This is a genomic window from Enterobacter cloacae complex sp. IR5403 (assembly GCF_049238705.1).
GTDB lineage: Bacteria > Pseudomonadota > Gammaproteobacteria > Enterobacterales > Enterobacteriaceae > Enterobacter > Enterobacter hormaechei_C.
The window spans coordinates 332884-345704 of the sequence record NZ_JBMKHP010000001.1 but is presented as its reverse complement, the minus strand read 5'-3'; the positions used below and the strand labels follow the sequence as shown (position 1 = coordinate 345704).

Annotated in this window: 13 protein-coding genes; 4 read left to right on the top strand and 9 right to left on the bottom strand. The window is 55.0% G+C overall.

The window, feature by feature from the left end:
• Positions 1-58: 58 nt before the first annotated feature.
• On the bottom strand, positions 59-877 hold the full coding sequence (ppk2, locus tag ACOTW6_RS01685) for a polyphosphate kinase 2 (RefSeq protein ID WP_017693386.1): 819 nt from the start codon (positions 875-877) through the stop codon (positions 59-61).
• A 161-nt stretch (positions 878-1038) separates the two neighbouring features.
• Here ppk2 and araJ point away from each other — a divergent pair, with 161 nt between their 5' ends.
• A complete protein-coding gene (gene araJ, locus ACOTW6_RS01680; protein ID WP_063931304.1) occupies positions 1039-2214 on the top strand; it encodes an MFS transporter AraJ in 1176 nt (391 codons plus the stop codon).
• A 39-nt stretch (positions 2215-2253) separates the two neighbouring features.
• On the opposite strand, the gene ACOTW6_RS01675 is transcribed toward araJ, so the two are convergent.
• Positions 2254-3456, bottom strand: coding sequence for an NAD(P)/FAD-dependent oxidoreductase (locus tag ACOTW6_RS01675; RefSeq protein ID WP_213788797.1), 1203 nt, complete (start codon positions 3454-3456; stop codon positions 2254-2256).
• Positions 3457-3586: 130 nt separating this feature from the next.
• Between ACOTW6_RS01675 and ACOTW6_RS01670 the strand changes: the two genes are divergently transcribed.
• Positions 3587-4096, top strand: coding sequence for an RrF2 family transcriptional regulator (locus ACOTW6_RS01670; protein WP_047051084.1), 510 nt, complete (start codon positions 3587-3589; stop codon positions 4094-4096).
• Positions 4097-4135: 39 nt separating this feature from the next.
• Here the strand turns inward: ACOTW6_RS01670 and adhP are convergent, their stop codons facing one another.
• From adhP to ACOTW6_RS01635, 7 genes are all read right to left on the bottom strand, one after another.
• Positions 4136-5146, bottom strand: coding sequence for an alcohol dehydrogenase AdhP (gene adhP, locus ACOTW6_RS01665; protein WP_213788796.1), 1011 nt, complete (start codon positions 5144-5146; stop codon positions 4136-4138).
• A gap of 196 nt (positions 5147-5342) precedes the next feature.
• Positions 5343-7052, bottom strand: coding sequence for an ABC-F family ATP-binding cassette domain-containing protein (locus ACOTW6_RS01660; RefSeq protein WP_213788795.1), 1710 nt, complete (start codon positions 7050-7052; stop codon positions 5343-5345).
• 375 nt (positions 7053-7427) lie between these two features.
• Entirely contained in the window at positions 7428-9125 is a 1698-nt protein-coding gene (locus tag ACOTW6_RS01655) for an NAD-dependent malic enzyme (RefSeq protein ID WP_193135811.1), read from the bottom strand.
• A 176-nt stretch (positions 9126-9301) separates the two neighbouring features.
• A complete protein-coding gene (sra, locus tag ACOTW6_RS01650; protein WP_000841561.1) occupies positions 9302-9439 on the bottom strand; it encodes a stationary-phase-induced ribosome-associated protein in 138 nt (45 codons plus the stop codon).
• 95 nt (positions 9440-9534) lie between these two features.
• On the bottom strand, positions 9535-9750 hold the full coding sequence (gene bdm, locus ACOTW6_RS01645) for a biofilm-dependent modulation protein (RefSeq protein ID WP_015570485.1): 216 nt from the start codon (positions 9748-9750) through the stop codon (positions 9535-9537).
• A 141-nt stretch (positions 9751-9891) separates the two neighbouring features.
• Positions 9892-10413 (bottom strand): VOC family protein, encoded by a 522-nt coding sequence (locus ACOTW6_RS01640; protein ID WP_213788794.1) that lies wholly within the window; start codon positions 10411-10413, stop codon positions 9892-9894.
• A 51-nt stretch (positions 10414-10464) separates the two neighbouring features.
• Positions 10465-11316, bottom strand: coding sequence for a Vmh family MBL fold metallo-hydrolase (locus ACOTW6_RS01635; protein ID WP_213788840.1), 852 nt, complete (start codon positions 11314-11316; stop codon positions 10465-10467).
• A 111-nt stretch (positions 11317-11427) separates the two neighbouring features.
• Here ACOTW6_RS01635 and ACOTW6_RS01630 point away from each other — a divergent pair, with 111 nt between their 5' ends.
• Together ACOTW6_RS01630 and ACOTW6_RS01625 are read left to right on the top strand one after the other, a co-directional pair.
• Positions 11428-12315, top strand: coding sequence for a LysR family transcriptional regulator (locus ACOTW6_RS01630; protein ID WP_246616010.1), 888 nt, complete (start codon positions 11428-11430; stop codon positions 12313-12315).
• A gap of 69 nt (positions 12316-12384) precedes the next feature.
• On the top strand, positions 12385-12813 hold the full coding sequence (locus ACOTW6_RS01625; RefSeq protein WP_003857069.1) for an OsmC family protein: 429 nt from the start codon (positions 12385-12387) through the stop codon (positions 12811-12813).
• Positions 12814-12821 lie beyond the last annotated feature (8 nt).

Sequence of the window (12821 nt, the reverse complement as noted above, 5' to 3'; positions counted from 1 at the left end):
CCCTGCGCCGTCGGCTTTGCCCGGCGGCGCTGCGCTTGCGCGGGCCTACTTCTCAATATCAAAACCGCTCTGCAATATAGCGGAAGGGATATTTTGTAGGCTTCACTTTGCCGATCTTGCGTTTCGGTAAATCCACTTTGTCTACGTGAATTTCTTTATAGGGGATCTGCGAAAGCAGATGCGAAATAATATTCAGCCGCACCCGTTTTTTATCTTCTGAGCGCGCCACAAACCACGGCGCCCAGGCGGTGTCGGTCGCTTTAAACATCGCGTCGCGGGCGAGGGTATATTCATCCCACAGATTGAAAGATTTAATGTCCATTGGAGACAGCTTCCAGATCTTGCGACCATCATTAATGCGATCGCGCAGGCGTCGCTCCTGCTCTTTTGGCGTTACTTCAAGCCAGTATTTCAACAAAATGATCCCGGCATCGACCATCGCTTTTTCCATTACCGGCGTTCCATCAAGAAATTTTTCGGCCTGCTCTTCGGTACAGAAACCCATGACTCTTTCCACGCCCGCACGGTTGTACCAGCTGCGGTCAAAAATGACGATTTCACCGGCAGAGGGCAGATGGGGAACGTAACGCTGAAAATAGAGCTGACTTTTCTCTTTATCGGTGGGGGCCGGTAACGCAACAACGCGAAACACCCGGGGGCTGACGCGTTCGGTGATGGCTTTGATGACACCGCCTTTACCGGCGCCGTCTCGTCCTTCAAAAACAATACAGACCTTTAACCCTTTGGCGACCACCCATTGCTGGAGCTTAACCAGTTCAACATGGAGGCGGCGAAGCTCTTGCTCGTACGCTTTAGTTTTGAGCGGCGCGTTTTTAACGACATCATCAACAACACGGGTTTTCTTCTTACTGACCATGGTGGGTCTCCCTTTGTATCCGGTCGCGGGATCGAGGCCGTACTAAGAGTGTAATCGGCCTGAATGAATGGATTAATGTGTCAGAAAGCTGATTTGAACTGGTTCACCATACAAGTTTAATCAATAATGCACGCTGCATATTTTTTAACAGTGGTCGCGGTATGAAAAAGACAATTTTTTCGTTAGCACTGGGTACTTTTGGCCTGGGGATGGCTGAGTTTGGCATTATGGGCGTGCTGACCGAGCTGGCTCATGATACGGGCATTTCGATTCCCTCCGCCGGAAATATGATTTCGTTTTACGCTTTTGGCGTGGTGATCGGCGCGCCGATTGTGGCACTGTTCTCCAGCAAATTTTCGCTGAAAACAACGCTGCTGTTTCTGGTGGCGATGTGCGTCGTCGGTAACGCACTCTTTACCTTCTCTGACTCCTACGTAGGGCTGGCGGCGGGGCGCTTAATCTCTGGTTTTCCGCATGGCGCGATTTTCGGAGTGGGGGCGATAATCCTGTCAAAAATCGCGCCGCCGGGCAAAGTTACGGTCGCTGTGGCCGGGATGATTGCCGGGATGACCGTTGCCAACCTGCTTGGCGTGCCGCTCGGGACGTGGCTGGGACATGAATTTAGCTGGCGTTACACCTTCTTTTTGATTGCGGTCTTTGACGCGCTGGTGATCCTGTCTGTTCTGCTGTGGGTGCCAGACATTCACGACACGACCACCACCCGGCTGACAGAACAATTCCACTTCCTGAAGAAACCGGAACCGTGGCTGATTTTTGCCGCTACGATGTTTGGCAATGCCGGGGTGTTTGCCTGGTTTAGCTTCGTGAAGCCGTTTATGGTCAATGTGTCAGGCTTTTCCGAGGGCGTAATGACCGCGATCATGATGCTGATGGGGCTGGGCATGGTGCTGGGTAATGTCTTCAGCGGTAAGCTGTCGTCGCGCTTTAGCCCGCTGCGCATTGCTGCCACCACCGACCTGGTGATTGTGGCTTCGCTGCTGGCGTTGTTCGCCTTTGGCGAGCTTAAAACAGCTTCACTGGTCATGGGATTCGTCTGCTGCGCCGGGCTGTTTGCGCTCTCTGCGCCGCTGCAAATTCTGCTGCTGCAAAATGCGAAAGGCGGCGAGATGCTGGGGGCCGCAGGCGGGCAAATGGCGTTTAACCTCGGCAGCGCAATTGGCGCGTATTTCGGTGGAATGATGATTACGCTCGGCTTTAGCTGGAGCTATGTCACGCTGCCGGCAGCGATCTTATCCTTCTCTGCGATGACCTCTCTGCTGATGTATGGTTATTTATGTGCCAAAAAACGTCAGGCCAACGCAGGTGCGCTGGCCTGATCTCACATGTTGCCCGCTGGTCGCGGGCGCAGGAGTGGACTAAACGAATTTCGCCAGTGGGTCAGCCGCGGCAAAAGCGACCCCTTTGTCTGCTGCTGGCGGGTAAATCAGTTCGTTGGTGATGGCGACTTTGATCTTTTTGCCTTCCTCGCGCACGGATTTAATGCGCTGTTCCCAGCCCTCGGTATATACCGCGCCCCAGCCACCCAAATCCAGACAGGTGACGTAGTTCACCTGACGGTAAGGGTACGGCTCCAGATTTAACAGGCTGGCCGCCGCGTTGTGTCCGGCGAATTTCCCCAGCTGGATCGCGTGCTGGCAGGTCATCAGCGCCGTGTTGCCCGCATCGTCCGTTTTGGCGTGCGCCATATCACCCGTCGCGTAAACCTCAGGATGCGCAGGAACCTGCAACGTGTCGGTGACGATCAGCCGTCCCTGAGTATCGCGTTCCCCGTCAATTTGCAGGCTGAGAGGGTTAGCTTCTACCCCTGCCGTCCACACTACAGTGGCGCTGGCAATGCGCTCTCCGTTTTTCAGCGTTACGCCGCTGGCATCGATGGCTTCAATTTCACTGTTTAAACGCCATTCAACGCCCAGCGCGTTGCTTGCTTCTTCAATTGTGTTACGCAGCGCCTCGCTGTAACGCCCGCCAATGGTTGCACCTTTTTCAACTACGATTACTTTAGTCTTTGTATCGGCACCGAAGCGAGTGCGGAGTCGGGTAGGGAGTTCCGTTGCCAGTTCGATGCCGGTAAAGCCGCCGCCACACACGACCACGGTATTACGCTCCGGGGTGGAGGGACGCGAAACCAGCGAATCAAGATGCTGCTCGAACAACCTGGCGGAGTCGAGTTGGTCGATATCAAAGGCGTATTCAGCCAGACCGGCAACAGGAGGACGTTTAGTCTGGCTACCGGTTGCAAGGATCAGACGTTCCCAGGCGACTTCAGCAATCGCGCCGTTTGAATCGCGATACAAAACGGTTTTAGACGAGGTATCAATACGTTGTGCTTCGCCCGCAATAAAGGCGATGCCCAGCTCAGCAAACAGTTCGGTCAGCGGTGCGACCATCGTCGACACGTTCTCTTCATAAAAGCGTGGGCGAACGCGCAGCTCCGGAACAGGGGCCAGCACGGCAATGCTGAGGCTATTGTTACCCTCCAGAGCAGAAAGGCGCGCGGCACTGACCGCAGCCCACATACCGGAAAACCCACTACCCACAATTAAAATCTGCTTTTTCATACTCGATCCTTTTGTTCGTCAGGCTGTATGTCTGACATAACTGCCACTATACTTGTCGGAGTTAACTGCGACAACTTCTTTCTGAGTTAAAAATCGTTATAATGCAGCGAACAATGACCCGGAGTGAGCCATGGCGTTTTACAGTTCTGGTGTGGAATATGGCATTCATAGCCTGATGTGTATGGTGGATGCAAAAGGCAATGAGCGTGAGATGAGCGTCCGGGAGATGGCGGCCTTGCAGGGCGTGCCGTACGACTATCTTGGAAAGATCTTCACCCGTTTATCACGCGCGGGGCTGGTCATCAGCACCGAAGGTAAAGGGGGAGGATTCCGGCTGGCGCGTCCGGCGGAGCTGATCAGCGTGCTGGACGTGGCGCAGGCCATCGACGGCGAGAAGAATATGTTTGAGTGTCGGGAAGTGCGTCAGCGCCTGGCGGTGTTTGATGAAACGCCACCTGCCTGGGTCTGTGACGGCCCGTGTGGGGTGCGCTCGGTGATGGACAGCGCGCAGCAGCGGATGGAAGAGGAGTTAGGGCGCCATACCATCCTGGATCTGGCGCGGAAGATGTATCGAAAAGCGCCGGACACGTTCCAGATCGAGGTTCAGGAATGGATTTCCGATCGCCGTTCGTCCACGTGAAAAGCCGGGCAGGGCAGAGCCGCTACCCGGCCACCGCGGTTAAGAACGTAAATCAATCACCATACGGCCACGGATCTGGCCCTGTTCCATCTCTTTGAAGATGGCGTTGATATCTTCCAGTGGGCGCATTGTAACTTTCGGCTTCACCTTACCTTCAGCCGCAAACTGGAAGGCTTCGAGCAGATCCTGACGGGTACCCACCAGGGAGCCCACCACCTGAATCCCATCCAGGACCAGACGTGGAATATCCAGGCTCATCGCTTCCGGCGGCAGGCCAACAGCCACCACGCGTCCTCCGGCGCGAACTGCGTCAACGGCAGAGTTGAAGGCCGCTTTCGCCACCGCCGTCACCACCGCCGCATGTGCACCGCCGGTTTTCTCCTGAATCACTTTTGCCGCATCTTCACTGCGGGAGTTCACGGTTAAGTCTGCGCCCATGCTGGCAGCGAGCTTCAGCTGCTCGTCATTCACGTCAATGGCGATAACTTTCGCATTGAAGACATTTTTAGCGTATTGCAGCGCGAGGTTGCCCAGACCGCCCAGGCCGTAGATCGCAATCCAGTGGCCGGGTTTGATGTCAGAGACTTTCACCGCTTTGTAGGTAGTGACCCCAGCGCAGGTGATGCTGCTGGCCGCCGCAGAGTCCAGCCCGTCCGGGACTTTAACCGCGTAATCCGCGGTTACGATGCACTCTTCCGCCATGCCCCCGTCAACGGAGTAACCCGCGTTTTTCACGTCACGGCACAGCGTTTCGTTGCCGGTATTACAATATTCACAGTGGCCACAGCCTTCGAAGAACCACGCCACGCTTGCACGATCGCCTACTTTTAGCGACGTGACGCCGGGACCAATCTCTTTGACGATACCAATCCCTTCATGGCCGAGGATCACCCCGGTTTTGTCGCCAAAATCGCCATTCTTAACATGCAGATCGGTATGGCAAACGCCACAGCACTCCATCTTCAGCAGCGCTTCACCATGTTTGAGCGCGCGTAAGGTTTTTTCTGTGACATTAACCTGATGATCCTGAGTGACAACAGCAGCCTTCATGTGTTTCTCCTTTCATGATGAGTATCTGCATAGCAGGTCTGATTACCCATTAAGGATTAATACTTTGGCGCTGTAATGCAAGGGAACCGCAACATAATGTCATTATTTGATGCATTTTCGGATTAAGAAAAGGCTGTACCCCTCATAAATTGGGGTGAAAAACACTGGCCCGGCGACGCCACCGCCGGGCTCAGATTTACAGTTGCGCTTCTATCACCTCAATCTCTTTTCGCCATTGCGCCTGTAACTGCGGTTTTTGATGTTTTGGCTTGCGCGCCAAATCCTCTTCCAGCAGCGTTTCCAGGGCAACCAGGCGTTCGAGCAGATCGTCAGACGCTGAAGAGGGTGCCTTGAATGCGGCCTTCGACGCCTCAGGTACAACCGGACCGGTGTCCTCACGCAGGCGCTCAAACACCGCCTCCGCATCGTGCCATTCGCTCAGCCTGCCGTCCTCAATCAGCCAGAAGCGGTTACAGCTCTGGCTAATTAACTGACGATCGTGGCTCACCAGCAGCACTCCGCCTTCAAACTGTTGCAGTGTTTCCGCCAGCGCCTCTTTGCCTTCCATGTCCAGGTGATTGGTCGGTTCATCCAGCATCAGCAGGCTATAACGGGCAAGCGTCAGGCCGACGAACAGCAGCCGTGAACGTTCCCCGCCGCTCAGCGTACTGACTTTTTGCCCGTGACGCGCCCACGGGAACCCGGCACTGATGAGCGCCATTTTACGGGTCTGCGGATCTGGCGCGAAAGGCTCCAGCGCATCAAGCAGCGCCGCATCGTCCGGCAACTGGTGCAGCGTCTGGTCGTAGTAGCCGGGTGAGACGCGCGGATGACGCTTAAGCCGCTCGTCCGCGATCTCGTCGCGAAAATGTCGCCAGATAAGCTTCAGCAGCGACGATTTCCCGCAGCCGTTACGACCCACAATCGCCACGCGATCGCCGCTCTTCAGCCGCGCGCTGTCGAGGGTAAACAGGTCTGGCAGGCCCGGCGCCGGGGGGACGCCGAGGTGAGTCATTTCCAGCAGACGGTCAGCGCGAAGCGCGTCCCCGCGCAGGGTTAAGGTCCACGGGCTTCCCGCCGTCAGTTCCGTCTGGGTCTCTTTCAGGCGTTCGACCTGTTTTTCCATCTGCTTAGCCTTACGGGAGAGATCTTCGTTGTCATAGACCTTGCCCCAGGTCGCGAGACGTCGGGCGCTGGCCGTGACGCGGTCGATCTCTTTTTGCTCTGCCTTATGGCGCAGCGCATCGCTTTCATCTTTCGCGTCGAGCGCCTGACGTGCGGCAGTACAGGGAAGGGCAAAGGCGTGCAGCGTTTTATCGCGCAGGATCCAGCTGCCGTTGGTTACCGCGTCCAGCAGTTGCCTGTCGTGTGAGACCAGCACAAAGCTGCCGGACCAGTTTTGTAGAAACTGCTCCAGCCACAGCAGGGTTGGCAGGTCGAGGTGGTTGCTCGGTTCGTCCAGAAGCAGCAGATCCGGATCGCTTATCAACGCTCGCGCCAGCAACAAGCGCGTATGCTGGCCGCCGCTCAGCGTGGCGGAGGTTAACGCTGTTTCCTGCGTCGTGAAGCCCATTCCGGCCAGCAGCGTCTCGGCTTTCCAGCGCAAACTGTCGCGCTCACCGATCGGCAGCTGCGCCAGCACCGCATCCAGCATGGTCAGGGGATCAAGGGTCTCCGGCAGATGTTGTTCCACGCGCGCCAGCAGGCAATGTCCCGCCAGCGAAACGGTTCCGGCAGCAGGGGACTGCGTCCCGTCGAGGATTTTCAGCAGCGTACTTTTTCCGCAGCCGTTATCACCCAGCAGGCCGATGCGATCGCCTTTTTTTAACGTAAAGGAGAGAGAGTCGAAGAGCGTGCCGAACGCCGTATCAACGCGTAAAGAATGTGCAGTGAGTAAAGTGCTCATTGTTGCTTACCCAGGAGTTACAGGCATGTTTATGCCTCGTCAAACATCGCTGACGATAACTCAGTAAGCCCGAGAGAAGGGATTTCAGGGGGTTGGTGTCTTCGCTCAAGCGGAAGTTATCGCAGCACGATACCGATAACGCTTGAGCTGGTGCGATCACCAAATGTATGTGAAACATTGAAAATTTCACAGTACAGCATAATTGGCCTCCTTATATATTCAGTAGGTTAATGGATGAAGGGAGTGTAGCGGGGGAAAATGGGTTTGGCTAGTGGGAACTGCCGTATATTCCCCTCTCCCCAAAGGGGCGAGGGGACTGTCCGGTGCGGTTTTCACCCTCTCCCCTTGGGGAGAGGGCTGGGTGAGGGGCAATGCTTAAATCGAAGTACGACGATAGCTACGGTATTCCGGCATCCAGAAGTTATCGTCAATCGCCTGCTGCAACGCATCGGCAGAGGTTTTCACCGCGACGCCTTGCTGCTGCGCCATTTTGCCTACCGCGAAGGCAATTGCGCGGGACACTTTATGAATGTCTTTCAGCTCCGGCAGTACCAGGCCTTCACCGTTATTCACCAGCGGTGAGTGACCTGCCAGCGTTTCGCTCGCGGACATCAGCATTTCGTCGGTGATGCGTGACGCGCCGGAGGCGATAACCCCCAGACCAATACCCGGGAAGATATAGGAGTTATTGCACTGTGCGATGGGGTAGAGCTTGTCTTTCCACACCACCGGATCAAACGGACTGCCGGTCGCGACCAGTGCCTTACCTTCGGTCCAGGCGATGATATCCTGCGGCGTTGCCTCCACGCGTGAAGTCGGGTTAGACAGCGGCATCACGATAGGGCGTTCGCAGTGCTTGTGCATCTCGCGAATAATCTCTTCCGTGAAGAGACCGGTCTGCCCGGATACGCCGATCAGAATGTCCGGCTTCACGTTGCGCACCACGTCAAGAAGCGAGAGCACTTCGTTATCCGTATCCCAGTTTTTCAGGTTTTCACGCTTCTGCACCAGTTTGGTCTGGAACGGGAGCAGGTTTGGCATACCGTCGGTCAGCAGGCCAAAACGGTCCACCATATAGACGCGGGAGCGGGCCAGCTCTTCGCTTAAGCCTTCACGCTGGGTCTGGGCAATAATTTGCTCGGCGATGCCGCAGCCCGCGGAGCCTGCACCCAGGAAGACAATTTTCTGATAGCTGAGCTGACTGCCTGCCGCACGGCTCGCGGCAATCAGCGTCCCCACAGTCACTGCCGCAGTGCCCTGAATGTCGTCGTTGAACGAGCAGATCTCATCGCGGTAGCGGTTCAGCAGCGGCATGGCGTTTTTCTGCGCGAAGTCTTCGAACTGCAACAGCACGTCCGGCCAGCGGTGCTTCACGGCCTGGATGAAATCATCAACAAACTGATAGTACTCGTCGTCGGTAATGCGCGGATGACGCCAGCCCATGTACAGCGGATCGTTCAGCAGTTGCTGGTTGTTGGTTCCCACATCCAGTACCACCGGCAGGGTGTAGGCCGGGCTGATCCCGCCGCAGGCGGTATACAGCGAGAGCTTACCGATGGGAATACCCATCCCGCCAATGCCCTGGTCGCCAAGGCCCAGAATACGTTCGCCATCGGTTACCACGATCACCTTGATGTTGTGGTTAGGCACGTTTTGCAGAATGTCGTCCATGTTGTGACGGTTCTGATAGGAGATGAACACGCCGCGGGAACGACGGTAGATCTCTGAGAAGCGTTCACACGCCGCGCCGACGGTTGGGGTGTAAATGACGGGCATCATCTCTTCGAGATGGTTCTGCACCAGGCGGTAGAAGAGGGTTTCGTTGGTGTCCTGGATATTACGCAGGTAGATGTGCTTATCGATTTCGGTTTTAAAGCCCTGATACTGGATCCAGGCGCGTTCCGCCTGTTCTTCAATGGTTTCAACCACTTCAGGCAGCAGGCCCAGCAGGTTAAAGCTGCTGCGCTCTTCCATGCTAAAGGCGCTGCCTTTGTTCAGAAGAGGAAACTCCAGTAAAACCGGACCGGCGTAAGGAATATAAAGGGAACGATGTTTTTTCAGTTTGTTGTCCATGTCACTCACTCTTTTTAAGAAGATCCGACCCTGACACTGCTGTTTGTCATCTTTCTGGCCTGTGCTACGGGGTGCGGTCGGGCGGTATTATAAAGGAGCTAAATATTAATTACCGCAACACATAAACAAAAACACCACCGGGGTAACCGATGGTGTTGTGGATTTCGTACTGGAACTTACTTGCCTGCCTGACGTTTCCTGCCGGTGGCGTGGGTCACTTGCGTTTCGCTCCCCTCTTCAATAACCACTTTGCGCTGGTTAGAGAGCTTGTAGTTCAGTCCCAGAATGTGGCGTGCCTGACGGTTCGATTTCATATTAACTCCTCAATCCCGTTGATAGTTTTAAGGACAAGTTTGCTCACGCAAAAGAAATGTAACCCCTTAGGTTGCAGATCCAGCTTAGCAGGTTTTTACAAAGGTGCATTTTGCCCGCTGACCACGTAGTTGATGGTTTGCTGGTAGATGTCACTGAGGATGTCATTGTCTGTGGCTTCCACCCACCTGGTCAGTTCCATCAAAATGTCATCTTCGGTAACAACACCGTGCTCCGCCTGAAGACCCTGCGCAATCGCGTTAACGAGTTCGGGTTGTGCTGCTGTGGTATGTGCCGGGTAATAAGTAAACATGCTGCCTCCGTGTCGTTGTCTGTTTAATGTTACGGCGTGCAAAATCGTAATTCGCATTCAGATTGGCAAATATTTTTGCCGTTGTGGTTCAGATTCGTCCTGGAAATAAAAATATCATCTCCCGTAGCACAGAAATAAAATTTAGGGTTTCCAGCGGCGTAAATTTGTCGTTTTTTCATAAGGCATGGGCGTAGGCCAGGAGATCAATTCCACAATGCTGCCCCAGGGTGTTTGCCCATAGCAGAAAGCATTCCCTTCACCTTTTTCATCCGAAAATGTAAGTGGCTTTGGCGCGGTAAACATCTCCCCGCCAGCAGCGGTGAAAGCGGCTATCGCCTTATCAAAATCATCAACATAGACAGCAAAATGCTGGAGGCCAAAGTCGCTGGCGCGGGCGGGCATTCCCTGTTCAGGACCATGCATTTCGAAAAGTTCTATGCCGGGTCCGTGGGGCATAACAAGCATGCGGATGGCGTGAATTTTTGTGCCGGGAAATAATTTTAAGGTGTGCTGCTGGGCGGACTGATCAATATTATCGGTTTGCGCATCGACAGAATGATATAAAACCTGTGCGTCGAAAGCGCGTTCAAAAAATAGGGTGGCTTTTTCAATGTCGGGCACCGTAATACCGATATGGTCGATGCCCCTTACTGACGATGGCATAGTTAACTCCTGCTATAAAAAATTTAAATATAGCAGGAGATAATCAGGCTATTACCACTTCATTTCGCCGGTATTCACTTTGGCACTCAGTTCCAGCGAACTGGCTTCCGCCAGGTTCGGCCACTGTTTTTTCATCGTGTTGATGACGCCGGTTGACGCTTTATCTGCCGTGAGGGCCTGTTCAAACTGCTGTAGATAGCGACGGGTAAAGTCGATAGCGCCGGTCCCCGCTGGCGGTGTCCCAAGGTAGTGGCCCGGAATAACGTGTTCGGGCTTAAGGGCTGCCATGCTATCCAGCGTCTGCTGCCACTGTTTGCGGCTTTCCGGCGTTTGGGTATCCGCCGTCCAGACGTGAATGCCCCATGAGACGCCCGTGCCGCCGAGGATGGTTTTTGCGGATGGGATCCAGACATACGCCGCATAGCTCTCAGGCTCTTCAATATTCACTCTTTCACCGTCAATCATAAAGGTGGTTGAGGCAAGCACTTGCGGCACGTAGAGCTGCGTCGGCGCGCCGTCTTTCATCTGAGGCCCCCAGAAGGCGAGCTTCGCGTCTTTTGTGGCCTTGATATGGTCCACCACCTGTTGCGTGGCGACAACTTTGGCATTAGGGAAGGCTTTCACCAGCGGTTGCAGGCCGAAATAGAAATCCGGATCGCCGGAGGTGATCACGATTTTATTCAGCGTTTTACCGCTGTGGCGAATTTTTTCTACCAGCGCTTCGCCATCTTTCACGCTGAACTGGGCGTCAAACAGTACCGCCTCTTTTGGGCCAGACACCAGGGTGGAAGAGACGGCAAAAATGCCTTTTTCCTGCGGGTTGTACGTATCAATGGTCAACGGCGCGGCAAAGACGGCCGGAGTGAAAAGGGTTGTCAGCAAAGCAAGGCGGGCGATGGTCATGGTCATGTCTCTGTTCTTCAGGAAAGTCTATATTGTACGGATCTGTTCATTTGCCAGAATTCCTGAAACAGGAGATGCTTAGTTTCATAAATCGAGCAAATGGAGGTCAGAATGGATCGCGTTATTGCCGCCCAGGTGTACAACCGCATCTGTGAGCTGGGGAGTTTAAGCGCGGCGGCGCGGGCGCTGGGGATCTCCCGTCCGATGGTGAGCCGTTATCTGGAGCAGATGGAGAAGTGGGCCGGGGCGCGGCTGGTGAACCGATCCACCCGCAAGCTGACGCTGACGGCGGCGGGGGAGAAGGTCCTGCAAAAGACGCGTACGCTCTCGCAAATTTCTCAGGAAATTGAAGATCAGTCCGTGAAGGATTTACCCTCAGGCACGCTTCGCGTCGCCTGCGCGCACTTTACGGCGATGCAGATTATCGCTCCGGTGCTGCCCGATCTGTTGCAGCGTTACCCTCAGCTGCGCATCGAGCTGGATGTTAACAATCATCCGGTAAGCCTGGTGGGTGAGCGAATTGACGTGGCGATCCGCATCACCGATAACCCCGAACCGGGCATGATTGCCCGCCGGCTGGGAGAGTGTCGGTCCGTACTTTGCGCTTCGCCGCACTACCTTGCCAGCCGGGGCGTTCCAGAACAGCTGGAGGATTTAGCCCAGCACAACTGCCTGCATTACAGCTTTTTTGCCGGTCAGTCGTGGCGTTTTTTGACCCCGGAAGGGGAGCCGGTCACGACGGCGGTCAGCGGCAATCTCAGCGCCAGCATCTCGTCACTGCTGATGGAGGCGGCGATAAACCACTGTGGTATTGCCATGCTGCCCGAGCGCGAGGCCGACGCGGCGCTACGGCAGGGCAGCCTGGTGCAGGTGCTCAGCGCCTTTACGCCAAAACCGATCGGCATTTTTGGTATTTATCAGTCGCGAGACTATCAGCCTGCGGCGCAGCGTGTGTTCCTCGACGCGCTGGCAAACCACCTTGCCACGCGCTCGGACTAGTCTGTCTTCCCTGCAAAATGGATTATGCGTCCTATACTTATCCCTTTGTAAGCCAAAAGGAGAGCAAGAATGACGATTCATAAGCACGGTTCAGCACACTGGTCTGGCGACATCAAACGCGGTAAAGGAACGGTCTCAACAGAGAGTGGCGTCCTTAACCAGCAACCTTACGGCTTTAACACCCGCTTCGAGGGCGAAAAAGGGACCAACCCGGAAGAACTGATTGGCGCAGCGCACGCGGCCTGTTTCTCAATGGCCCTGTCGCTAATGCTGGGCGAAGCGGGTTATACCGCCGATTCCATCGATACCACGGCGGACGTTTCGCTGGATAAAACCGACAGCGGTTTTGCCATCAGCAAAGTGGCGCTGCAAAGCAAGGTGACGGTACCGGGTATCGATCCGCAGCAGTTCGACGGCATTATTCAGAAAGCGAAGGCGGGTTGTCCGGTGTCGCAGCTGTTGAAAGCCGAAATCACGCTGGATTACAAACTGAACTGATATCTGGC